The following is a 22816-nucleotide window of genomic DNA, read 5'->3' as shown; positions in this document are numbered from 1 at the left end:
ATGGCAGAAGTAATTAAAATGCCCCGCCTTAGTGATACAATGGAAGAAGGAACCGTTGCATCCTGGCTAAAGAAAGAAGGAGATAAAGTAGAAGAAGGAGATATCCTTGCAGAAATAGAAACTGACAAAGCTACAATGGAGTTTGAGTCTTTCTATGAAGGTACTTTACTGCATATAGGAATTCAAGAAGGTGAGACTGCTAATGTAGATGCGCTTCTTGCAATTATAGGAGAAGAAGGAGAAGATATTTCCGGTTTATTAGATGGAAGTAGTGCTGCTTCTGACTCAAAGGAAGAAGAGGAAGAAGATAGTTCTGAGGAAACTGAAGAAACTGCTGCTGAAGAAGAAGAGGAAACTTCTGAAAAAGATTCATCTGAAGATGCAGGTGGTTCAGAAATCCCAGATGGTGTTGAGGTGGTTACAATGCCGCGCCTTAGTGACACAATGGAAGAGGGGACTGTAGCTTCTTGGTTGAAAAAAGAAGGGGATAAAGTAGAGGAAGGAGATATTCTTGCAGAAATAGAGACAGACAAAGCTACAATGGAGTTTGAGTCTTTCTATAATGGTACGCTGCTTCATATCGGTATTCAGGAAGGAGAAACTGCAAAAGTTGATTCTTTACTTGCAATAATCGGTGAGGAAGGTACAGATGTTTCTGGCGTAATCAGCAGTCTTAAATCTGGTGGAGCTAAGAAAGAGGCTCCTAAGAAGGAAGCACCGAAAAAGGAGGCTCCTAAGAAACAAGAAGCCAAAAAAGAAAAGCCGAAGAAAGAAGCTCCTAAAAAGGAAGAAAATAAATCAGCTTCAAAAAATACATCTTCTAGTGATGGTCGTGTTTTTGCATCGCCATTAGCTAAAAAATTAGCAGAAGAAAAAGGAATTGACCTTGCAAAAGTTCCTGGAAGTGGAGAAAATGGCCGCGTAGTTCGCAAAGATATTGAGAATTATACCCCGGTAACTTCAGGAGCAGGAGTGCAACAGTTTGTTGCAACTGGTGAAGAGAGCTATGAGGATATTAATAATTCTCAAATGCGTAAGGCTATAGCAAAATCTTTAGGTAAATCTAAATTCACTGCGCCGCATTATTATTTGAATGTTGAGTTTGACATGGAAAATATGATTGCATTCCGCGGTCAGTTTAACCAGTTGCCTGATACAAAGGTTTCTTATAATGATATGATTCTAAAAGCGGTTTCTATCGCTTTAAAACAGCATCCGCAAGTAAACTCGCAGTGGTTTGATGATAAGATGCGTTTAAATAAGCATGTGCATATAGGTGTTGCGGTTGCAGTGCCAGACGGATTAGTGGTTCCTGTTGTTGAATTTGCAAATGAAAAATCATTACAGCAAATCAATGCAGAGGTAAAAGAACTTGCTGGTAAAGCACGTAACAAGAAGTTGAAGCCTGAAGAAATGCAAGGAAGTACTTTCACCATTTCAAACTTAGGGATGTTTGGGATCACTAACTTTACTTCAATTATCAATCAGCCTAACTCTGCAATTTTGTCTGTAGGTTCTATAATTGAAAAACCTGTTGTAAAAGACGGTAAAATTGTTGTGGGCAATACAATGACTTTATCAATGGCTTGTGACCACCGTACAATTGATGGTGCTACAGGAGCTCAGTTTTTACAGACTCTAAAAACATATATTGAAAATCCTGTTTTGATGTTGGCCTAAAAATCAATTTATTAAATAGATAACTTAAAAACCCGTCAAATTATGATGGGTTTTTTTATATTGAACGTATGAGAAAAATAATTTATGGTTTATTGAGTTTTGCACTTGTTGGTTGTGGAACTCAGTCAGATGTTCGTCAAGTAGATTCTAAATCTGCAGCAGACGCATCACAGGGTTATGAAGTTTCAAAAGATGCTTCAGAAGTAATAACGACTACTGTGGCTCCTAATCCATCTACGGTTTCTTTTAAGAAAGAAGTAAGTGCTTCGGCTGTAAAAAAGCATGTAGAATTTTTAGCGTCAGATGCTTTAAAAGGCAGAAAAACCGGAACTATCGGTATTGACGAAGCAGCAACTTATATTATAAAGCAATTTCAAGATGCAGGAGTACAACCTTACTTTACTTCTTATAGAGATAAATTCAATGCTAAGGGAGTTGATGGTTATAATATAGTAGCGATGCTTCCGGGGACAGATTCTGAATTGAAGAACGAGTTTATAGTTATTGGAGCTCATTATGACCATATAGGTACAGCTGAAGCTGTAAACGGAGATAAGATTGCAAATGGAGCTAATGATAACGCTTCAGGAACTGCAGCGGTTATTGAGTTGGCTAAATATTTCGCGAAAGCGAAAACAAATAAACGAGGTATAATTTTCGCATTGTTTTCAGCTGAAGAGTTGGGATTATTAGGTTCGGCGCATTTAGCAGAAAGGTTGAAAACAACTGATATAAATCCTTATGTGATGTTTAATATTGAGATGATTGGAGTGTCTATGACCGACAAGGACTATACGTTTTATTTAACCGGCTATGAGAATAGTAATATGGCACAGGAATTTAATGCTTATGCAGGAGCAAAAGTAATGGGCTTTTTACCTCAGGCTAAACAGTATAACTTATTCAAGCGAAGCGATAATTACGCATTTTATGAAGAATTTAAAATTCCGGCGCAAACTGTTTCTACATTTGATTTTACAAACTTTGATCATTATCATCAGGTAGGAGATGAGGTGTCAATAATGGATTTTGAACATATTGCAAATGTTGTGAATCAGTTGATACCGGGTGTTGAAGGGATGGCAAACAGTAACTCACACGAAATTATCTGGAATGAGTAAAAAGATTATAGTAACGGGTACGAGTAGAGGAATAGGTTTGCAGCTTGTACAACAGCTTGTTCGAGAAGGTCATCAGGTGCTGGCTCTTTCTAGAAAAGAAGATGCTGTAAAAGCTTTGAATTCAGATTTGATCTCAAGTTTTTCATTTGATATCACACATTCAGCAGATCTTAAAAAGGTTGAAGCTTTTGTGGAAGAGAATTGGAGTGAGGTAGATATCTTAATCCACAACGCTGGAGCTTTGGTAAATAAGCCTTTCTCCGATCTTTCAATAGCTGACTTTCAAACGGTTTATGATGTAAATGTTTTTGGAGTAGCTTCCTTAACCCAGACAGTTTTGCCTTTTATGAAGGCTGGAGCGCACGTTGTTACAGTGAGTAGTATGGGCGGGATTCAAGGAAGTATGAAGTTTTCAGGTTTAGCTGCTTATAGCTCCAGCAAAGGAGCAGTAATCACGTTAAGTGAATTGCTTGCAGAAGAATATAAAGAGCAACAGATTGCTTTTAATGTATTAGCGCTGGGAGCTGTACAAACTGAAATGTTAGAAGAAGCTTTCCCGGGTTACAAAGCACCTCTTTCAGCAGAAGGAATGGCTGCTTATATCGCTGATTTTGCATTAACAGGGAATAAATTTTACAATGGTAAAGTGTTGCAGGTTTCGGCTTCTACACCTTAAACTATGAAGGATATTTTAGGTAAATACATACCTGAGCATGCTGTAGACCCGGTATTTGAACTCATTAAAAGTTTTGGAGTGCATCTCAAAATTGTTGATGAGCGGGTTACGCGTCATGGTGATTACAGGAGGTTAGCTGACGGAGGACATCAAATTACGATTAATACGAATCTCAATTCGTACCGCTTTTTAATTACACTAATACACGAGATAGCACATCTTGTAGCTTTTAAAAAGTATGGTAATAGGATTAAACCACACGGTAAAGAGTGGAAGCATACTTTTCAAAACTTGATGCTTCCCTTTATACGGCCTGAAATTTTTCCAAAGCAATTGTTGCCAATAATTGCTAATCACTTTAAAAATCCAAAAGCGAGTAGTGATACTGATGCTAAATTATCGTTAGCTCTTAAGGGTTTTGACCCACCAAGTGATAAAAGCTATATATTTGAAATTCCGACTGGTAGTCTTTTTAAAATTTACAATGGTAAAATTTTTCAAAAAGGAAATCGAAGAATCAAGCGTTATGAGTGTAAGGAGACAGCTACCGGCAAAATTTATTTATTTCAGCCTAACGCTGAAGTTGAATTACTTAAGTAATACATATTAACACACCAGATGATATTAAACAAAAATTACTACGCAATTATTATGGCTGGGGGAGTTGGTTCCCGGTTTTGGCCATTAAGTAAAGCTAATTATCCCAAGCAATTTCATGATATTTTAGGGGCAGGAGAGACTTTAATCGAACGCACCTTTGGTCGTTTATCTCAAACGGTTCCTGCAGATAATGTTTTGGTTCTGACTAATGAGAGATACAAAGCTTTAGTAAACGAACAATTGCCAAAGGTTAAAGATGAAAATATTGTTTTAGAGCCTGCAATGCGAAATACTGCGCCTTGTATTTTATTAGCAGCTTTAAAGATTTATAAGGCGAATCCAGATGGGGTAATGATCGTAGCACCAAGTGATCATTGGATAGAAAATGAGTCGGCATTTTTAACGGATTTAGAAAAGGCTTTTAAGGCTTGTGAAACGGATATTTCTGAAGAAAAATTATTGGTTACGTTAGGTATTGAGCCCACATTCCCACACACGGGTTACGGGTATATTCAGTATGCTGCTGGTGATTCTGCAATTAAGAAGGTAAAAGCATTTAAAGAAAAACCAGATTATGCGACTGCAAAACAATTTTTGGCAGCAGGAAATTACTCATGGAATGCCGGTATTTTTATCTGGAGTGCAAAAGCGATTATAGGAGCGTTTGAAAACTATCTTCCGGAGATGTATGCGCTTTTTAATTCAGGGTATGAAGACTTAAATACTGAAAAAGAGGAGGCTTTTATTCAGGAGCATTATGAGCAGGCTGAAAACATCAGTATTGATTATGGTATCTTAGAGAAAAGTGGGAACGTAGGTGTTATTCCTGCAACATTTGATTGGAGTGATCTTGGTGCCTGGGGTGCTTTATATGACAACTTGGAGAAAGATTCAGAAAATAATGTTGTTGTAAATGCTAAAACTGTAATCCGTGAGTCTAAGGGTAACCTTATTCGTTCTGAAAAAGGAAAAGTAGTTGTGGTTGATGGGCTTCAGGATTATATCGTGGTGGATAGTAAAGAGGTACTAGTTATTATGCCGAAGGCTAAAGAACAAGATGTGAAACTCATGCGAGCAGCAGTTGAAAAGAAATTTGGGTCAGACCTGGTTTAATTAACAGGCTGAACTTTTATAATATAATTGGTCAAAGGATGCCTTTAAGAGGTGTCCTTTTTTTTGGTATCTATCTTAAATATTTACTTATATACTTGCCCTTATTAAGAAGTGTCTACAGCAGGGAATAGTTCCGTAAAAACGAGACACATAGAATTCATTTTTAATTGCGATAGCATGCTGTGACATCCTAAGAATATAGCAACTTCAGCCTTGTATACCTAATGTAGCTTGCCACTTTCAAGTTTAAAGGAAGCCCATGTGCTATTCTTCGAGATACGCAGCAAGCTCTTCAACATCCAACCCGCAATAGGAAGCAAATTCACCTACTGTTATAAACTGATGCGGTTGTTTACCTAAATAACATTTAATATCCGCCAATAGTTTTCTTCCATACCGCTCACTGCGTCCGGTGATGCACTGCACGTCTTTAGGAAAAATACACAAGCGTTGGGTTTTCATAATCGGTTCAAGCTGTAATCGAACTACAAACCTCCTAAGAATAATTCACAATCTTTCGGTATGCCTTTCGGAGTACCGAAAAAATTTAACACTAATCAGGACCCGTTGAGAGGCTTAGACACCGTAACCATTGCATTTAAAATCTGGAATCGTGAACCGGCAAAGCTTTGGCTTCGATACCAATTTTACTGCGCTTCGCTCTGTAAAATTCACTCAGCCACCGCTATTATGAGTTTAGTACTCCTTTATAAAAAATCCAACTCAGCATTCTGAAAACTGTATACCGGGATTGCCTAATGATTTCTGATTATCGGACTCTGAAACCAAACCTTGAATTTCAAACCTTGAACTTTGCAATCATAAAAAAACCTTCCTCCAGACCTAAATCTGAAAGAAGGGTTTAATCACTCCACAAATCACACTAATGCGATTCCTGATTAGGGTCACTTCGTTTCAAAAACCGTTTTTGTAAATACTTAAAAAGAACTTTTAAAACCATAGAAATCACAAAGCTTACACAGGCACCGACTCCCGCAAGTATAATCGCTTCCAGCAGCGTATCGCGTTGCAGACTGGGAAGGGCCGCGGCAACCGTTCCGCCAAGGGTACCCAGTTTTAAAGAAGCCGAGTTACTGTTCATCAGCTTTCTGCTGCTCCGTTTCCGAAGCTGCATCGGCAACCACCGCCTGACTCACCGCAGTAATGACACCGCCGGCGACGACCGCATACCCGGCAAGACTGAGCAGTACCGCAGGAAGCGCCACGGGCGCAGCGAGTACCGCTCCACCACCGCTGGCCAGACTAATCCCCACCGCCCGCAGGATGCGGAAAAACCGCGGGGTGGGTTTTTGATAACGTTCTAAGATATTCATGTGCATTATAGGTTACAGTTAAATATACAGCCTCCTGGCGTTCCACCGCATCGCGGTGTATGACCAGTAATCGTTCTAAAGCCCTGCGTGAATGTAAACCGCGTGCAATACCACTAAGCTCTGATACCGGGGCAATACACCCCTGCAATTCTCCTAAGGCATTATTAGCAGGATGCAATAAGATCAAACTGCGTTGTGGTACGTCAACCAGGAGGAGGTGATTTCCAAACTTGTTAGAAATACGCGGCTGTATTTCATACCGGCCTTCAGGGATGCAGGATACATTCCTGCGGTTCTCCCGCCAAGGCAGCTCGATGGTAAAGCACCTGAATTTCCCGTTTACAAAGAGAGCTTCAAGCGTTCCGGTTTTAAAATAACTGCGTTGCAGCACCCACTCCATACTAAGCAGGTTGATCGGTTTGCACCACAGTCATCGCATTATAGGTGCCGTTTTGCAGCGGATATATGGTGCCGTTTACCTCCTGAAAAAATTCGATACTCAAGACCTGCACCATAGCGAGCGTACTGTTAGCGGTAATTTCAAGGTCGAGATCTATAGCCGCTACCGGGGCATTGTCGTAAGGCAAAATACCCGAATCGATAGACTTGAACAGCAAGGTTTCCTGATCAAAGTCCAGCTCACTAACCCCGGCACTGAGTTTAAAGTGTATGGCACCTGCAGGCGCAGCGATCTGTACTTCCGGGTTAAAAGCTTCTAATGTGAGTCCCACACTTCCCGTAGCGCGGTCGTAACTCCCTACAAAGGGGACGGGAAAGGTGGTTTTTAACGGCGAGTTGCCGTTAAAATCAAAACCGTTGAGAAAGCCCAGGTTTCCCAGGGTCAGGTTCTGACTTCCGCGAGGCGAGACCGTATCGGTTTTGATGAACGCCAGCAACACGGTGGTCAAGCGGCTCACGACTTTAGGATCTTTAGCCTGCTGCAGCATGACCTGTATCGCGTTGCGCAGCAGTTTACCCCCTTTTGCAGCACGCCCGAATTCGGCGCCGTTTCCCCGGGTGCGCTTAAACACAGGATTGGTAGCGATACGCTTTCGATTGATCCCACCTTTGAAACGAGCTATATGCCCGTCTCCACTTTTGTAAAAGGCAATATCTCCGATAGTTCCCTCCAACTTGATAATTCCAGCTTGTTTAGCCATAGTATAAAAGTTTTTGATTAAGCCACAAAGAAAGCGGGCTTAAGACTTGAAACCCAACAGCTCGGTATATCGGTGCTGATTTTGCCGATACTGCCGAATGTTCCTCCTTTTTACGTAATTTTAAGCGTGCAATCCGGAGTAAATTCCTTTGGGTAAGTCTGTCTGTCGTCAAAAGCATGCCCAGAAACATGCGTTAAAAACAACTTTTCTACTTGTAGTATCCCGATAGCTCGGTACGAGATTAATATCTTAAGGTGTATCGTTATATCAGGATTAAAAAACATATATAAAGCGTAACCTCATTATACTGATAGCGTATAGCACTCCAGTCAAAACCCATGATAGAATAGCGGTATTTTTAAATTTATTTTAAAATAGTATTTAAAAACTTATTAAATTTCTGGATATTAGTGTCTTAATTATTGCAGTATGCTTAAAGAACTATCGATCTCCTGTTTATTTATTTTATTAAGTATTACTACCATATTTAGCCAAATCAGACCAAAACAGATTTAAAAAATAGAGGTATTGCAAAAATCATCAAGAATGATCAGGTTTTAGCCAAATCCTTTAAAGAAGGTAATGTGTATACTATAGCGTATTTAAATCAACTAGAACCGGAATTAAAAGGCTATGCCAGCTTCTCTTTTGAAGAAAAGGGGAATACTGCTGAAAAGATTTATAATTTAGTTAGCGGGAGGTTTCAAGAAGAATCTCCACAACCTGTATCCTTCACTACCCCGAAAGGAACGATCAAGTTTGAATATGGCTTATCTGAAACAGACTCCGTTTGGGTACGCTTAGCACAATAAGATGTAAACAATAGGTTAGAAGCCTACTCGGTATATCTCAGCCCGAAACATCTTAAACAACTCTTAGAGCAGTAATTTGCTTTTTATGAGTAAGCTAAGTCTTTATGACTTTAAAATCTTATCAGACCACGAGCAGTATGATGTGGTTTTTAGTGAAGGTACATTTATAGATGCTCTAATTGAAGAAAACACGCGCTATCCACTTTATGCCGTATACTTATTCTTTGTTGAAATTGAATACAATGTGGCCAAGAATAAAATAGTGGGTAAGACTAGCTTTGTTACTGTTGATAAACTTAATAGGTACTCTAGGTTAATGGACTAATCATCCTTTTTAGCGAGAAATTCAATTATATCCTTCTCAGTAATTGATTCATAAACTCTAGCAAAATCAATAAGAGTATAACCTAAGGCAAAAATTATTTTAAATAAGGTTGTAGAAAATGAAGAACCATCAATATTGAATGTTTTAGTTACAGTTGCTTTTCTTATAACTGCCTTGTCAGCAATATCTCCATAACTTTTAGGAATGTCTTTTCTTAATTTTTCTTTTTTTGAAATAGGTAGATCTTTATTCTTTTTCAGAAGTATTCGTAAACTGATTGCAGTTTTAATTTTTATAATATCTTCTTGATCTTTTCCCACTATTGCAATTAATCATATTTAAAGTAATTTATCGGTACGCTTGGAAGTACCGATAAAAAATTCTATATTTGATTTAGAATTATATATTTGCGAAACTTCTTTAAGTAACATATTAGAAGCGTTCGCTTTGAATCTCGCTATCGAAAACTGGTAATTTTATGGAACGAGAGGATAAGCTAGGATGTTCACGACCGCGGGCGTGACATTCGCTTATTGTTCCAACGGTATACCAGTGCCGCGATAGCATAAGTTGAATGTTCACGCCCCTTTTGTACTCGGGCTTTTCGTAAACTTCAACTTACATTTTCAAAGACGATTTCTTCACTTAATAAAGCTTCGCACCCTTTTTCCCCTACATCGTTTAGGCCAAAATGGTCGCCATCCCGCACGGGGTGATGTGTTTAATTTTTTAAAGTGATTTTGCCTATGAGTTAACACATGGTGATATTCAATTTCTTGAGCTAGCGAAAGAATTAGTTTGTTCTAATGATGATTTTAGGTTCTATAGCGTCTTCTTTACTATTCTTTAGCTCGCAGTCGCTTATTGGTTTTGGAGCTCGTGAATCTCCTATCGTCGATTTGCATTGTCCAAAGAAATCCTTCGACTATCGCTCAGGACAAGCTTAACAAAAGAAAGGACACTTTTTAATCTGTATCGCCTATTGGTTTTGGTCAGATTGAATGTGTCTATTCTAATTGGAATTCTTAGGATCATTAAGGTTGAGCACATTTCTTAGGTATTTTTACCCTAAGGGGCAAAACCGCAACAAGTCCCCTAAATTTTCTCCAAGGCTTCGAAAATTTTTAACGGGAACTTATTGCTATACTGAAGAAAAAGAATGTTTAACATCAAATTTTAGAACATTATTATAAAACGTTTGAATTAGCCCTAAAAAAAGAGCTGCAGACCTTAGGGTCTGTGAAAAAGAGAAAAGAGATGCGATAAAAAGTGAATTTCAGCTGTCAAGCAGGGTTAATAGATGTTTAAGCTAGTTGATAACCAGATGGTCTTCGACAGGCTCAGACTGACATTCGACAAGCTCAGACTGACAAGCCATTGCTGAATGACTTTTTTGTTAGTGGTCTAAGCTCCAGACCTTCCCTCGAGATTGGCGTCTGCGGGAAGGCGTGAGCTTAAACAAAAACTATTGTTTAATATACACGACGAAGATATGAAAAATAAGACTACGCGCCTTACGGGGGCTGCGTTGCCGGGGCTTTTATGCCTTTTAATGAGCCTGAGTGCCCTGTGGGCCAGTGCCTCGCCCTTTCAAAATCAGATAACCGGAAGGGTTACCGATACGAATGACCACCCCATCCCCGGGGTGAGTATTTCCCTAATAATTAGCAATACCGGTACCCAGACCGATATGGACGGAGAGTTCTCGATTTACGCTACTCCTCAGGATACCCTGCGTATCAGCTATATCGGTTTTAAGCCCATCTTGCTGCCGGTGGGGAATCAAACCAGTTTTAGTATCACCTTACAGCAGGACATTACCGATCTGGGTGAAGTGACCATCAATGCGGGGTATTACAATACCACGCGCCGGGAGCAAACCGGGAGTATCGCCCGGGTAACTGCTGAGGAAATCGAGCGGCAGCCGGTGACCAATCCGTTAGCGGCTTTACAGGGTCGGATGGCAGGGGTTTCTATTGTACAACGCAGTGGCGTACCGGGTAATGCACCTGCGATTCAAATACGCGGGCAAAACAGTCTGCGCAGCGGTTTTGGCAACTCCGGTAACCTACCCTTATACATAATTGACGGAGTGCCTATAGACAGTGCACCGCTTAACAGTTTTAGCGGGCTAACCAGCCCAACTATCTCAGGTATAGATCCGCTTAATACCCTGAATCCTGCGAATATTGAAAGCATCGAGGTGCTTAAAGATGCCGATGCTACCGCGATATACGGTTCACGAGGGGCTAATGGGGTGATCCTGATCACAACCAAAAAAGGAACAGGCGGAAAACAGAAGACCCGGATTAATGCGCAGGTCTATACCGGGGCCGGTGTGGTACCCCGTAAACTGGATTTGGTTACTACAGCTGATTATATCCGCCTACGGCAGGAAGCTTTTGCCAATGACGGTACAACCCCTACAGAAACGAATTCCCCTGATTTGCTTTTGTGGGACCCCGATCGCTATACCGACTGGCAGGAAACTTTGTTTGGTGGCACAGCAGCAACCACCGGGGTCAATCTGGATGTTAGTGGGGGCAGTGCGCGTACCTATTATAACCTGGGCGTAGGTTATCAACGCGAGACTTCGGTCTTTCCGGGTGATTTTAAGTATACCAAACTCACCGCTAATTTGAGCCTCAATCACCGCAGCATCGACGAACGTTTTAAGTTGCAATTGAGCACTTCCTTTGGCAGTGACCGCAACCGGCAATTTGACGGGAGCAGCTTTGTAAGTACCGCCTTATCGCTAGCACCCAATGCCCCGGCATTGTATACCAATAACGGAGAGTTGAACTGGGAAAATTCTAGTTGGAGTAACCCACTTGCAACCTTATACCGGGAGAGTGAAGCCCGGGTGCAGCAGCTCATCAGTAACCTGAGTCTAAGCTATGCAATCACCCCTGAATTGGAAGCTCGACTGAATACCGGCTATACCCTGCTTACCAGCGAAGAGCTCACCGAGCAACCCATCCGCTTTTATGATCCGGCACTTTGGGGTAATATTCTTACGCGCTCGCTACACATAACAGCGGGTCGCCAATCCTGGATCGTGGAGCCGCAACTGAATTACCGCAATACCTGGGGAAAGTTGAATTTGGATGCTTTGGCAGGGAGTACCTTTCAGCATCGTCAAAACACGGCGCTTAACATTATAGGGACTGGTTATCCAAACGATCAGTTATTGGGTAACCTTGCAGCAGCAGAGCAACTAAGCGTTACAGAAAATACGACTCAGAAATACGCTTATGCAGCGACTTTTGGGCGTATTGGTCTCCATTACGCCCGTAAATACTATCTCAATCTTACCGGGAGACGGGATGGAAGTAGCCGGTTTGGTCCGTCACGGCGTTTTGCCAGTTTTGGGGCTGTAGGCGGGGCGTGGATCCTGAGTGAAGAAAACTGGATGCAAGGTCTAAAGACCTTTTTATCTTTTACAAAATTACGCGGGAGTTATGGTTCGGCCGGGAGTGATCAGATCGGGGATTACGGCTATCTGGATACCTACTCTGCCACCCCCGGCGGAGGAGGTTTGTACCCCACACAATTGACCAATCCTATTTATTCGTGGGAGCGCAACCGCAAGTTGGAACTGGCCTTAGAACTGGGCTTATGGAATGATAAGCTGCGTCTGAATACGAGCTGGTACCGCAACCGCTCATCCAATCAACTGGTGGGCTATAACCTACCGGCGATCACCGGTTTTACCAGTGTACAGGCCAATCTGGATGCCACGGTAGAAAACACGGGTTGGGAGTTTGAAGCCTCCACCCATTTTAATACAGGGCGCTTTAGCTGGCAGGCTTCGCTCAATGTGAGTATCCCTCAAAACCGACTGGTGTCTTTTCCGGGAATAGAAGAAAGTTCGTATGCCAATACGTATAAAATAGGGGAGTCCCTTAATACTCAGTTTCTGTATGACTATACCGGGGTAGACCCGGAGACGGGATTATACACGGTTATGGATGTCAATGAAGATGGGGTGTATAACTTTGATGACCGCGTGGTGGTTAAAGATCTTAACCGAACCCTCTTTGGTGGATTTCAGAACCAGTTTACTTATGGTCGTGTAAGCCTGGATTTTTTATGGGAATTCGTTGTACAGGACGGACAGCAATACTATCCTTCATTAGCACCCGGCAGAATGGGGACTATGTTGCAGGAAGATTACGACCGGCGTTGGCAAAACCCTGGGGATATTGCAGAAATCCAAAAAGCCTCGGTAGGAGTAAGTACCCTGTTGGCAAACTTTAGATATCAGACCAGTGATAAACTGTATACAGACACTTCTTTTTTACGACTGCGTACCCTGGGGCTTAGTTATGAGCTCCCTACTGAATCCCTGGGGATACACTCGTGCATCTTATTTCTACAGGGGCAAAACCTGTTAACCCTGACCGCTTACCGCGGCTTAGACCCCCAGTACCCCGGAACCACCTTACCCGCTTTACGTATGCTTACTGCCGGGCTTAAACTTAATTTTTAACGATATGAAACATTCTATAGATAACTATCTACACCTGTTATGCATAGCGGTGCTCTTCTTGACATGCGCCTGTGAGCCTTTTGTGGAGGTTGAAGTACCCAATGACCGTATCAACAGTGAGACGGTGTTTAGCGATGATGCCACCGCCCGTGAAGCTATGGACGGAGTCTATATCCAATTGTTTAACACAGCTTTTGCAGCAGGGGGTAACCAGAGTGTCAGTTTTCTGGGCACGCTCTCTGCTGAGACCTATACGGTAACCAATGCGGTACCTGAGATGGAAGCCTTTGCAGCGCATCAACTGGAAGCTACAAACAGTCTGAATCTGGCCCTATGGTCCGGCGCTTACAACACCATCTATATGTGTAATGCGATTCTGGAAGGGGTTGCTGATAACAGCAGTTTAAGTCCGGAAACCCGTGATGCTTTGGAAGGCGAATCCCGATTTATACGGGCGTTTGCGTATTTCCACCTGACCAATTTATACGGGGATGTGCCCTTGGTTACCCAAACGGATTATACCGTCAATGCCTTAAAAGCCCGAAGTCTGCAGACTGAGGTCTACGATTTGATTTTGGAAGATTTAAACCGGGCAGCTGAACTATTGGATACCGGCTATCCTGATAACGAACGTACCCGGGCGAATCGCTATACGGCTTTGGGTTTGCTGGCACGGGTGCATCTGTATCTGGAGGACTGGGAGCAAGCCGAAACCTATAGCAGTGAAGTCCTGGCTGCTACTGAACTTTATGAATTGTCTGATGATTTAAATACTGTGTTTTTAGCCAACAGCCCCGAGGCCCTGTGGCAGGTATCACCGGAGGGCTGGGGAGGCACCTTTACGCATACCCGCGATGGCAATCTGCTGATCCGCATCACCCCAACCGGGAGCCCCGTCAGTCTGAATGAAACCTTTATGCAGGACTGGGGAGCAAGGGATCTGCGACGGGAGGATTGGATAGGCAGCTTTAGCAGTACTGCTGAAACCTATTACCATCCCTATAAATACAAGATACGCTATGATGCTAGTGGTGGGGATTTAAGTGAATATTCCATGCTGATGCGCCTGGCCGAGCAGTACCTCATACGGGCAGAGGCCCGTACCTGGCAGGGGAAACTCGAGCTGGCAGTGAATGATCTCAATACCATACGGGAGCGTGCGGGTTTGGACGCGCTGATTTATACCCAGGCAATTACTCAGGTACAGCTGTTAGACGAAGTGATGCAGCAGCGCTATTACGAACTTTTTAGCGAATGGGGGCATCGCTGGCTCGATTTAAAGCGTACCGGAAAGGCTTTGGAGGTACTGGAAGGAGTCTCTGAAACCGAATTGCGGTACCCCATCCCCGAAGCCGAATTATTAAAGAACCCTAATCTCACTCAAAATGCAGGATATTAAACGTTTAAAATTATTGAATTTCTTTAGCCTGATATGTATTTGTTTCTTGATGTGCAGTCCATTTACGTATGGTCAAACCCAAGCAGATACTATAGAAACCGGTGTTCGTAGGGGCACTTTGGATAACGGCATGCGGTATATCATACATTCCAAAACAGCCTGGGAGGGACAAAACGTATCTATGAATTTATATGTGAATACGGGGCATGAGTTGGAAGTCGAAGGGCAAACCGATATTTCGCATTTTATGGAGCATTTGCCCTTTGCAATTTTTTTGGATGAAGCTACAGCCGCAGGCGGAGCTTTGCTAGATGCCGTTCATAGCGGAAAATATCCCTGGCAGGGACATACTCATGCCAGACATACCTGCTACCTTTTCCTTTTCGATACAATAGGTTCTGAAATCTATACTGCAGAGTTGGATTTGCTAAGCCGAATAATTGGGGGAAGTTTAAAACCGACTCCAGAAAACCTAGTAGCGGAACACGGCAGTTTTTATCAGGAGTATATACATAGAAATGGTCCGCTAGGATACGATGAAGAGCGCCTGTTCTGGAACCTTGCGAAAGTTTATGCTCCACCTGTAAGACCGGAATACTATTATGAGCACGTTAAAGGATTTACCTGGAATGAAGTATCTTCATTTTATAAAGACTGGTATCACCCGAAGCGGGCTACCCTGATGATGGTGGGGCCTATTACCGACCTGGATCAGGCAGAGCAGGATATTGAAGCCTATTTCGGGAAGTTAAAGGCAACCCCAGCCAAAAAACTGGTATATCCACAAATAGCGTATTTAAAAAGTCCGAACCAATTTATACAATTGGAACAGCTTGAAACCGATGAACTGGAGCTCTCCGAAACAAAAATCGATTTAAACTGGCGAAACCAAATCCCTCCAAAAGCGGAACCTAGAGCTTTACAGCACAAATGGATGTATGAAATGTTGTATGCGCTTATTGGAGATTACCTTCGTCAAATTCCTACGACTTATAGGCTGCATTATAAGCTCGGAATTGATAAAGAAATGCGTTTGCCAGCCCTGAGACTGAACTTTACGGTATTTACCGGGAAGGAACAGGAAGCTGTAAAGCAAGTAATAGCGGCCCTTAATCAACTTAAAAAACAGGGGGTTGATGAGGCTGCTTATCAGAAATACCGTCAAAGAGAATTAAGGGCTATTGATCGAAGGGATACGAATGCTCTGAGATCAGTATTATCTACTTATGATCAACAGATGCTGGCAGAAGAATCATTAGAATTTGATCAGTTTGCCTTAAAGAAGCACTGGTTAACCGAACTTACACCTGCTCAAGTAAATACAGCGTTAAATGACTTTCTAAAAGCCGGACCTCAGGATATTGGGATTATGGCTCCCAAAGGTGCGTCTGTACTAAACTTAAGCGAGACCCAGTTTCGCAGCTGGCTACAGGAGTATGAAAGAGATAGTAAGCAAGTGGACGAGGTGCGTGAAACTAAGCTGATAGCTGATTCCCTGATCGCCCAGTTAACTCAAAAAGATTCTAAAGATTTGGGTAGTGATGCTTTAGGAGGAAGTGTGCTGCAATTGGCTAATGGAACGCGGGTTGTACTTTACCCACAGGAGGGTGCTCCATTAAAGTTACACGGCTTTCGCAATGTAGGTGCAAGTAACCTGAATAAAGAGGACTTTATAAAAGCCCAGCTTGTACCCGAGTGGGTACATATCTCGGGGGCGGGTGCATATACCCATTTTGAATTGCAACAAATGCTTACCGATTTGGGAATGATTTACGGAAGAGCTTTATATGTAAACCAAGGAGAATCTGGTATAAAATTGCAAGCCCCGCCCCAACGTCTCGAAGCTTTGTTACAACTGGCTCATTTGTTTTTGTCTGCACCCCGGGAAGATCCCGAAGCCTTTACCTATTGGCAGGAGGACGAGTACTTATTTTATAAAAGGCCACCTTACGGCAGGGAAGAAAATGATCTGCAGGTGCTTAGTAAAAAGGAGCTGGAAGGGCCAAACGCAGGATTGACGGCTTTAGCACGTTATGAGGCGGTACAGCAATCTACTATGAGCGAATTGAAACACATTTATCAAAGCTTATTTCAACATCCTCAAGAGTTTTTGTTTTTATTGAGTGGGGATTTTAAGGAAGCGGAAGTTCTACCCCTTTTGGAAATCTATTTGGGAAATTTACCAGTATCTGAAAATCAGGTAAAACGTGAAGAAAAGAAGGTGAATACGTTACCTATAGGGCTTTTAGAAAAGGTATATACGATTCCTGGAATACTGCCTTCCGATTTGAACCTTAAAATACAGTATACCTATCCTATAGTCCGGGATGACTGGAAAGCACAGCTAAACTTACAACTGATGCGGGATGTAATTAATACCCGATTGTGGGAACTGCGTCATGTTAAAAAAAGAGGCTTGTATCTTATTCAAGCCGTAGCTTATACCGACCTTGATCTCCAGCGCGGAAACTTCGCAATTATGTTACCTACCGTTGCCGGGATGGAAAATTACCTGATCAAAGACATGCAGGAGTTGGTGTCCCGGTTTAAAGAACATCCTATATCTGTCAAAGAATTAGATGCGATTAAAAGTAGATTTTATAAAATGGGTATAACGGGTAAATCAATTTTAGATAAAGGATATCGCTATTATAAATGGGATTTGCAACTTCCTAATGTAGAAACGGTTAAAGCTTATTTAGAAGGGATAAGTCCTCGGGATATTCAGGCTTTGATACAAGAAAAACTGGTCCCTGAGCATCAGTATATTTTTATGGGGAAGGGAGGCGACATTAGTAATTAAAATAACCTCCCCATAGAAGCGGCTATGGGGAGGTATTTTACCGGGTTTAATCCAATTGGATTAAGGAGTACCCGGAATCACATAGGGTGTATCAACACCACTTGCCTTACGGGTAGTTAATGACATATCTGTATAGACCTCAAAAATTCGTCCTTGAGGATCATCTTGATAAATCACACTACACTCTCTATTTAAACCCTCACAAGGATCCGTATCCAGTTGCGTTGGAATACCGTTAAGGTTAATCCATCCATTTGACTGGGTTGTCGTATTGGCAAAAGCCAGACCTACTGCCAGCCCCAGTGTCATCACCGGGATCATTATTTTAGACTTTTTCATAATAAAAAGTATAAAAAGTATTAAAAGATTATGCCTACTCGAATTCGAAGGTTTTCGGCTTCCCCTTATCATCACGCGCATGATTAAATATTCTTATTGCTATTACTATTGTTGTTGGGTGTATTGGTGGCACTGTAACCGTAAACACCTGTGATAGCCAAAGCAGTAAAGCCTATATTGAACAGCAGGTGTTGCTGCCAGGTGAGGTCGTTGATGATTCCCCCACACGAACATGGCAGTTCCGGGCTCAAGCTGATCATCCCGGCTATATACACCGTAAATACGCTCATCAGTATTGCAGAACCCAATAATCCCGTACTACGAGTCTTGGATACCAGCAACAGGCCCGCAAGACTGTATTCTACAAGTGGGATGATATAGACCAGTAACCCGGCAATCGGTTTTAGAAAGCTTACCTGACTTAGCTGTACTTTAAACTGGTCAAACTCCAGCAGTTTAGCCGTGGCGGCATAGACCCACAGTAAAATTAAGAGGCTTATTACTCCCTGGTTTATAATTTGCTTTGTAGATCTTGCTGTAGCCATGGTAAAAACTTTATAGCATAAAGTTCGCCTATCTTATTAAAGTCTAAGGGATTAAAACTACAGTCTAAGGGATTATTTTTGCTTGCGATGTTGGCTTGGGGGTACGCCGAATTCTTTTTTAAAGGACTGAGCAAAATGAACATAATTCTTAAAACCGGTTTTCTGGGCTATAGCCGAAAGTCGATCTGTGGTGCTGATAATAAGTTGGAGGGCGTGGGTTAAGCGGGATTGCATGTGGTATTTAAATACACTGGTCTGATATAATTCTTTAAATCCCTTTTTAAGCTTAAACTCATTCATGTTGAACGCTGACGCGATATCTTTTAAGGAAACGAGTGGCTTGTTAATATGCTTTCTGATATAAACCTCTATTTCCCGAAACTTTTTGATATCCTGAGAACTTTTTATGACCTTTAATTTTAGCATCGGATACTCTCGCTTAACCGGTGGTTTACCGAGTAGTAAAGGATTTAAGGTTTGAATATGGCTTAACATGACCAAAAGCTTTGAAGCAGGGTCAGAATCTTCTAGTTGAACAACACTACAATTTAGTGGCAGCACTAATTTTCTACCGGTTAATACCTCTAATTGCGTATTGAGCGTTTTATCCTTTTTTTTAAGGGTCTTCACTAGCGTTTTAAATTCTTCCTGAGAAGTAGGAGTGAGGATGTTTAAAAAGTTTTGCTTTTCCAGAGGGCTGTCTGTATCTACATTAAAGGTGGTTTGTAAAATGTCGTATTGGCGATCGAGAATAAATATATATTGTTGTATCCGTGTTATCATAGTAGTCGGAGGAATACCAAAAAGAGGATTGTAAGCAACCTCAAACTCCTGCGCCAGCATATTGAGTAAGGCAATAATAGTTTCTGTCTCTGTATTATCTGCGGTTCGGGGAATGCGGTAGCTGAAATTACCTGCTCCCATCCTGAGAATCATGTTTTTGATTTCTTCGGCTTGTGCATCAATATTAACCATAGTTCATGTTATTTAGATCGTTAGTTATTGTTTTGGTTCCCGGTATTTTTTAAGGAACGCTATCGCCGGGTCTTTCTCATAGAAGTACCGGCTAGCGATATGTGGTTCCCGATGTAGTAAATAGAATTTTAACATCCCCTCAGTAAGCCCTTTGTCGATGCGAAACGCTATTGCACGAGTTAATACTGAACCCTCCTGTAGCAAGTAGTCTCTTGCTTCTTTGGTAGAATCTATGATTTCTCTAACGTCGCAGTATATCGGATACGGTGTATCAATCTGAAATCGCAGACGATCTTGTACAACCTTTGTTGCTATGTGTAGGGAGAGGCAGCGTGTGGTGTAGTATAAAAACAGGATTCCTGCTTCAATCCGATATTCGGCATACGCGTTTTTATAATACTGACGCATGATGAATATTTTTATATGAATTAAAATTATAAAAAAGCCTTAATAATAAGTTAGGTATAAGGGATTTAAAGTAAGGTCTAAGGGATTTTTTGACTCAGAGTATATAATGAGGGATAAAAAGTATAGTATGAAGGATTATTTTATTGTGATGTAAGGTAGGCACTGTGTAGTGTTTTGAAAATTAGTTAGTTTCGGTCAAGTAGTGCTAAAACCGAAACTATGGAGATTCTAGAGTACGATGATTTTCTGCAACAGGAAAAGGAACGCAGCAGCGCTGTCAGTGTATGCCTGGTAGCTCATTCATTAATACAAGAAGTAAAATCTGGCGATGGTATTCCACCTATTAAGATGTATTACTACTTCAAGCCCGTGATCTTGTGGTTTGCTTAAACTGCACTTGAATTGTCCCTAATTTCCGGTATTTAAACCGTTTCGATAATCCCTATATATCCTGTGTTTTGAACATACATCTGCCTCCTTATGTACTCACCTGTCTAACTGATGTTACCATGTTTGCTACAGCGCTACGAAACTTTCACCAAGAATTGAACACCCGGGTATTCGTAGTACCCGAACCCCTTAAAAAAGCAGCATAGGGGATTGAAGTCGCATCTAAAACTCTGGTCGGTCTCAAGGACCTCGTGGAGCATGAAGATTTTGAAGATGTGCCTCAGGAGATCCATTTTTTAAGCATCTCAAACCCTGCCCGATGAGTTAGCTCATCTATTTTACTGAAATGCGCACGTGTGAGCTGCGGAAACCCAAGGCCGGAGTTTCTTTTCAGACCCGGTTTTATAAAAAGGAGTTGCGTAAGATCGATAAGTTCTTTAACCGCAATATGCATTTTGTACGGTATATGGAAGAAGAACATACCTATCTGGATCATCAGTTCTTTACGCGCCATGCGCAGCAGAATTATCCCATAACCCCGATGCTGTACCATTATGACTATGCTGAGTTCAGCAGTTCGCACGATATGCTCTGGGCTCAAGTGCAGGCGATGTACTGGCTTATTCATTACCTACGAGATGTACTTAAGACCTTAAACCCGCACAGTGAAGCTGTCTATTTACCTCAGAAGCATCATATGATGCTCTGGTCGGGTTCAAAAACCGCCTTAGTCGAGCTCATTTATGCGTTATACGCCTCCCAATATTTAAACCACGGCTTGTCTGACCTGAGTACGATAGTGGCCTCTTTTGAGGATTTTTTTAATGTGAAACTGGATGTGGTTTATAAAACGTATGTGGAAATCAAAGCCCGAAAGGGGAGCAGAACTAAGTTTCTGGAAAAGTTGATCCTGAAATTGGAATATAATATGCGGCAGGATGAGACTTGATTGCATGTTCTTGAATACAGGTCTTATTAAAAATATCCTTCGGCTATCGCTCAGGGTGAACTCTCGAAATGACATTCAGCTTTTGGGATAATCAATACTTACAATCTATTGGACATTTCTCGTTCTGAAATGTATTGTTCCGCTGGCCTGCCCCGATGTAGTGTACTCAATTCTCATAAATTTTATTCATTAGATTTGAAGAAGCGCATCAATTTAGAAGGCAGTTTATCCTGCGGTTTTAAAAGAGGTTCTTCTGGAGAACACCCGTAATTTTTTTTGCCATAATCTTGAGGATACAGCATACCGTATTCAAATACCATTGTTGAAGCTAATTGTAATCCTTTTTCACCGAGTCGTTTAAATATAAATTGCCGGGAAAGGGCAGCACACAATTTTTCGATCAGAATGATACAGTGTTGGGTCAATTTTTTATGGGCTTCGTAACTCAATTCCCTAAATTCAGATTGTTCGTTTTTGTGTTGCTTAAGGAATCTGTTACGGTAATCAAACCATAATTCTGAGGGTTTTAGTTTAGTTGTAGTATTGCCTAAGACTACTTTAAAGTTTTCATCACGTGACAATTGGCCATAACTTGATAAGATCTTGATCAGGCCTTTAAGCTCTAAACTGTTTTTTAAAAATTCGATATCCAATTGGTACTGTTTTTTATCAAAACTGAAATAATAGGTATCTAAGATTTCTTCGAATAAAGTTTCTAAGTCTTGACCTAAGAGCTGAAAATAATCAGGGTCGGGCAGTTTTTGGTAAGTATGATAATGAGCTATACACAGGTATGCTTTCATAAATCGCTCTAATCCCTGTGCAACCAGTTCAAAAGGAAATCTATAAAGATCAGTATCAAAAGTGTTGTTTTGAAGTTCGCTAAAACCTGCTTTGATATACCGGTCTGCCGTTTCAAATTCCTCTAATAACGCAAACTGCTTAACATCTTCAAGTTCTGAGACTCTTTTTTCGGGTATAACGTGCATATGCTTAGAATTAATATTACTAAAGACTTGTGAATCTAATTTAAGGAAATAAATTGATTTATGGGATGTTGTGCAATAATAATCGATGAAATACAATATTTTAGTGCGAGAGGGATATTTACTTATATTTTTCACTCATTAAAAAGTAGCATCGTGCTGCTGCTTTCGTAATACTGTAGTTGTGCATATACTAAGCAAAACAACGATTTGCTTTTAAGAAGTAGATTATTGAAATCATTCTAAAAAATCGGGGCATAGCGGCTGTGGTGTTAAATGGATTTTTTTAAACAGATAAGCACCTATTCTTATCCGTTTTAAATTATAGAGTATTTTGAATTAGACTTGTTGTGGTACGATCATTTGGAAAAGCCCTGTGGTAGCTACGTATTTTGACTACTGGAACCGCTATATTATTTAATACTCCTTGCTTACCTATAGTTTCGTAAAGCAGGAACCTGCAGGATGTAGAGGTTATTCTTTTACATCTAAACTCTTTTACTAGTGAAACACTAAAAACGGTATTGAAGTACTCTATTTTTCTGTTGCAAGTTGGCTTTTTTACGTGATGATGCTTGTATAAATGTATAGGTGCTTTTATTCTCGATTATTGAATCTTAATGAAATTAAATATTCTTATTATCAATTATTTATCAACAGAAAATACTCAGTTAAGTGTTAAAATTATTAAATAAAATTTAACGAATTC

At 41.2% G+C, this 22816-nt stretch carries 22 protein-coding genes; 12 read left to right on the top strand and 10 right to left on the bottom strand.

What is annotated here, in order from left to right:
- From DSM02_RS03970 to DSM02_RS03950, 5 genes are all read left to right on the top strand, one after another.
- On the top strand, positions 1-1680 hold the full coding sequence (locus DSM02_RS03970) for a pyruvate dehydrogenase complex dihydrolipoamide acetyltransferase (RefSeq protein ID WP_128764449.1): 1680 nt from the start codon (positions 1-3) through the stop codon (positions 1678-1680).
- A gap of 68 nt (positions 1681-1748) precedes the next feature.
- On the top strand, positions 1749-2801 hold the full coding sequence (locus DSM02_RS03965; protein ID WP_128764448.1) for a M28 family metallopeptidase: 1053 nt from the start codon (positions 1749-1751) through the stop codon (positions 2799-2801).
- Positions 2794-3477: an SDR family NAD(P)-dependent oxidoreductase gene (locus tag DSM02_RS03960; protein WP_128764447.1), complete on the top strand. Its 684-nt coding sequence runs from the start codon at positions 2794-2796 to the stop codon at positions 3475-3477. The genes DSM02_RS03965 and DSM02_RS03960 overlap by 8 nt, the downstream gene beginning before the upstream one ends.
- 3 nt (positions 3478-3480) lie before the next feature.
- Complete coding sequence (locus DSM02_RS03955) at positions 3481-4077, top strand: SprT-like domain-containing protein (RefSeq protein WP_128764446.1); 597 nt, start codon at positions 3481-3483, stop codon at positions 4075-4077.
- Positions 4078-4095: 18 nt separating this feature from the next.
- Positions 4096-5190, top strand: a complete 1095-nt coding sequence (locus DSM02_RS03950) for a mannose-1-phosphate guanylyltransferase (RefSeq protein WP_240673976.1) — start codon at positions 4096-4098, stop codon at positions 5188-5190.
- Positions 5191-5454: 264 nt separating this feature from the next.
- Here DSM02_RS03950 and DSM02_RS03945 read toward each other — a convergent pair whose 3' ends face one another.
- From DSM02_RS03945 to DSM02_RS03925, 4 genes are all read right to left on the bottom strand, one after another.
- Positions 5455-5652 carry a hypothetical protein gene (locus tag DSM02_RS03945; RefSeq protein ID WP_128764445.1) on the bottom strand — a complete coding sequence of 66 codons (198 nt, stop codon included), beginning with the start codon at positions 5650-5652 and terminating at the stop codon, positions 5455-5457.
- A gap of 421 nt (positions 5653-6073) precedes the next feature.
- The gene (locus DSM02_RS03940; protein ID WP_128764444.1) at positions 6074-6292 is read right to left on the bottom strand and encodes a hypothetical protein; all 219 of its coding nucleotides are present in this window, start codon (positions 6290-6292) and stop codon (positions 6074-6076) included.
- A 161-nt stretch (positions 6293-6453) separates the two neighbouring features.
- On the bottom strand, positions 6454-6924 hold the full coding sequence (locus DSM02_RS03930) for a DUF5675 family protein (protein ID WP_128764442.1): 471 nt from the start codon (positions 6922-6924) through the stop codon (positions 6454-6456).
- A 1-nt stretch (position 6925) separates the two neighbouring features.
- A complete protein-coding gene (locus DSM02_RS03925; protein WP_317128223.1) occupies positions 6926-7657 on the bottom strand; it encodes a hypothetical protein in 732 nt (243 codons plus the stop codon).
- A 611-nt stretch (positions 7658-8268) separates the two neighbouring features.
- Here DSM02_RS03925 and DSM02_RS03920 point away from each other — a divergent pair.
- Complete coding sequence (locus tag DSM02_RS03920; RefSeq protein WP_128764440.1) at positions 8269-8496, top strand: hypothetical protein; 228 nt, start codon at positions 8269-8271, stop codon at positions 8494-8496.
- Positions 8497-8581: 85 nt separating this feature from the next.
- The gene (locus tag DSM02_RS03915; protein WP_128764439.1) at positions 8582-8821 is read left to right on the top strand and encodes a hypothetical protein; all 240 of its coding nucleotides are present in this window, start codon (positions 8582-8584) and stop codon (positions 8819-8821) included.
- On the opposite strand, the gene DSM02_RS03910 is transcribed toward DSM02_RS03915, so the two are convergent.
- Positions 8818-9141, bottom strand: a complete 324-nt coding sequence (locus DSM02_RS03910; protein ID WP_128764438.1) for a hypothetical protein — start codon at positions 9139-9141, stop codon at positions 8818-8820. The two genes, DSM02_RS03915 and DSM02_RS03910, sit on opposite strands and share 4 nt — an antisense overlap.
- A gap of 1172 nt (positions 9142-10313) precedes the next feature.
- Between DSM02_RS03910 and DSM02_RS03905 the strand changes: the two genes are divergently transcribed.
- The 3 genes from DSM02_RS03905 to DSM02_RS03895 are packed head-to-tail and all read left to right on the top strand — an operon-like array spanning position 10314 to position 17515.
- Positions 10314-13313 carry a SusC/RagA family TonB-linked outer membrane protein gene (locus tag DSM02_RS03905; protein WP_128764437.1) on the top strand — a complete coding sequence of 1000 codons (3000 nt, stop codon included), beginning with the start codon at positions 10314-10316 and terminating at the stop codon, positions 13311-13313.
- A 4-nt stretch (positions 13314-13317) separates the two neighbouring features.
- On the top strand, positions 13318-14712 hold the full coding sequence (locus DSM02_RS03900) for a RagB/SusD family nutrient uptake outer membrane protein (protein ID WP_128764436.1): 1395 nt from the start codon (positions 13318-13320) through the stop codon (positions 14710-14712).
- On the top strand, positions 14699-17515 hold the full coding sequence (locus DSM02_RS03895) for a M16 family metallopeptidase (protein WP_128764435.1): 2817 nt from the start codon (positions 14699-14701) through the stop codon (positions 17513-17515). The genes DSM02_RS03900 and DSM02_RS03895 overlap by 14 nt, the downstream gene beginning before the upstream one ends.
- A 60-nt stretch (positions 17516-17575) precedes the next feature.
- On the opposite strand, the gene DSM02_RS03890 is transcribed toward DSM02_RS03895, so the two are convergent.
- The 4 genes from DSM02_RS03890 to DSM02_RS20870 all read right to left on the bottom strand — a co-directional run bounded on the left by DSM02_RS03890 (position 17576) and on the right by DSM02_RS20870 (position 19782).
- Entirely contained in the window at positions 17576-17854 is a 279-nt protein-coding gene (locus DSM02_RS03890) for a DUF6520 family protein (RefSeq protein ID WP_128764434.1), read from the bottom strand.
- Positions 17855-17937: 83 nt separating this feature from the next.
- Complete coding sequence (locus DSM02_RS03885) at positions 17938-18399, bottom strand: MauE/DoxX family redox-associated membrane protein (protein WP_128764433.1); 462 nt, start codon at positions 18397-18399, stop codon at positions 17938-17940.
- Positions 18400-18471: 72 nt separating this feature from the next.
- Positions 18472-19374, bottom strand: coding sequence for a helix-turn-helix domain-containing protein (locus DSM02_RS03880; protein ID WP_128764432.1), 903 nt, complete (start codon positions 19372-19374; stop codon positions 18472-18474).
- Between the two features lie 24 nt (positions 19375-19398).
- A complete protein-coding gene (locus tag DSM02_RS20870) occupies positions 19399-19782 on the bottom strand; it encodes a DUF7793 family protein (RefSeq protein WP_449405350.1) in 384 nt (127 codons plus the stop codon).
- Positions 19783-20001: 219 nt separating this feature from the next.
- Between DSM02_RS20870 and DSM02_RS20295 the strand changes: the two genes are divergently transcribed.
- Together DSM02_RS20295 and DSM02_RS03875 are read left to right on the top strand one after the other, a co-directional pair.
- Positions 20002-20172 (top strand): hypothetical protein, encoded by a 171-nt coding sequence (locus tag DSM02_RS20295; RefSeq protein WP_164918227.1) that lies wholly within the window; start codon positions 20002-20004, stop codon positions 20170-20172.
- A 346-nt stretch (positions 20173-20518) separates the two neighbouring features.
- Complete coding sequence (locus DSM02_RS03875; RefSeq protein WP_240673975.1) at positions 20519-21121, top strand: RteC domain-containing protein; 603 nt, start codon at positions 20519-20521, stop codon at positions 21119-21121.
- Positions 21122-21303: 182 nt separating this feature from the next.
- On the opposite strand, the gene DSM02_RS03870 is transcribed toward DSM02_RS03875, so the two are convergent.
- Positions 21304-22110 carry a hypothetical protein gene (locus tag DSM02_RS03870; RefSeq protein ID WP_128764431.1) on the bottom strand — a complete coding sequence of 269 codons (807 nt, stop codon included), beginning with the start codon at positions 22108-22110 and terminating at the stop codon, positions 21304-21306.
- Positions 22111-22816 lie beyond the last annotated feature (706 nt).

Origin of the sequence: Leeuwenhoekiella polynyae (genome assembly GCF_004104075.1) — a bacterium.
Classification (GTDB): domain Bacteria; phylum Bacteroidota; class Bacteroidia; order Flavobacteriales; family Flavobacteriaceae; genus Leeuwenhoekiella; species Leeuwenhoekiella polynyae.
The sequence above is the reverse complement of the archived record's forward strand: the minus strand, read 5'-3'. Positions and strand labels throughout refer to the sequence as shown.

What these genes read in the sequence shown, in the direction of transcription:
- DSM02_RS03970 (WP_128764449.1), top strand. Translation starts at nt 1, where the DNA reads ATGGCAGAAGTAATTAAAATGCCCCGCCTTAGTGATACAATGGAAGAA.
- DSM02_RS03965 (WP_128764448.1), top strand. Translation starts at nt 1,749, where the DNA reads ATGAGAAAAATAATTTATGGTTTATTGAGTTTTGCACTTGTTGGTTGT.
- DSM02_RS03960 (WP_128764447.1), top strand. Translation starts at nt 2,794, where the DNA reads ATGAGTAAAAAGATTATAGTAACGGGTACGAGTAGAGGAATAGGTTTG.
- DSM02_RS03955 (WP_128764446.1), top strand. Translation starts at nt 3,481, where the DNA reads ATGAAGGATATTTTAGGTAAATACATACCTGAGCATGCTGTAGACCCG.
- DSM02_RS03950 (WP_240673976.1), top strand. Translation starts at nt 4,096, where the DNA reads ATGATATTAAACAAAAATTACTACGCAATTATTATGGCTGGGGGAGTT.
- DSM02_RS03945 (WP_128764445.1), bottom strand. Translation starts at nt 5,652, where the DNA reads ATGAAAACCCAACGCTTGTGTATTTTTCCTAAAGACGTGCAGTGCATC.
- DSM02_RS03940 (WP_128764444.1), bottom strand. Translation starts at nt 6,292, where the DNA reads ATGAACAGTAACTCGGCTTCTTTAAAACTGGGTACCCTTGGCGGAACG.
- DSM02_RS03930 (WP_128764442.1), bottom strand. Translation starts at nt 6,924, where the DNA reads ATGGAGTGGGTGCTGCAACGCAGTTATTTTAAAACCGGAACGCTTGAA.
- DSM02_RS03915 (WP_128764439.1), top strand. Translation starts at nt 8,582, where the DNA reads ATGAGTAAGCTAAGTCTTTATGACTTTAAAATCTTATCAGACCACGAG.
- DSM02_RS03905 (WP_128764437.1), top strand. Translation starts at nt 10,314, where the DNA reads ATGAAAAATAAGACTACGCGCCTTACGGGGGCTGCGTTGCCGGGGCTT.
- DSM02_RS03900 (WP_128764436.1), top strand. Translation starts at nt 13,318, where the DNA reads ATGAAACATTCTATAGATAACTATCTACACCTGTTATGCATAGCGGTG.
- DSM02_RS03895 (WP_128764435.1), top strand. Translation starts at nt 14,699, where the DNA reads ATGCAGGATATTAAACGTTTAAAATTATTGAATTTCTTTAGCCTGATA.
- DSM02_RS03890 (WP_128764434.1), bottom strand. Translation starts at nt 17,854, where the DNA reads ATGAAAAAGTCTAAAATAATGATCCCGGTGATGACACTGGGGCTGGCA.
- DSM02_RS03885 (WP_128764433.1), bottom strand. Translation starts at nt 18,399, where the DNA reads ATGGCTACAGCAAGATCTACAAAGCAAATTATAAACCAGGGAGTAATA.
- DSM02_RS03880 (WP_128764432.1), bottom strand. Translation starts at nt 19,374, where the DNA reads ATGGTTAATATTGATGCACAAGCCGAAGAAATCAAAAACATGATTCTC.
- DSM02_RS20870 (WP_449405350.1), bottom strand. Translation starts at nt 19,782, where the DNA reads ATGCGTCAGTATTATAAAAACGCGTATGCCGAATATCGGATTGAAGCA.
- DSM02_RS20295 (WP_164918227.1), top strand. Translation starts at nt 20,002, where the DNA reads ATGGAGATTCTAGAGTACGATGATTTTCTGCAACAGGAAAAGGAACGC.
- DSM02_RS03875 (WP_240673975.1), top strand. Translation starts at nt 20,519, where the DNA reads ATGCGCACGTGTGAGCTGCGGAAACCCAAGGCCGGAGTTTCTTTTCAG.
- DSM02_RS03870 (WP_128764431.1), bottom strand. Translation starts at nt 22,110, where the DNA reads ATGCACGTTATACCCGAAAAAAGAGTCTCAGAACTTGAAGATGTTAAG.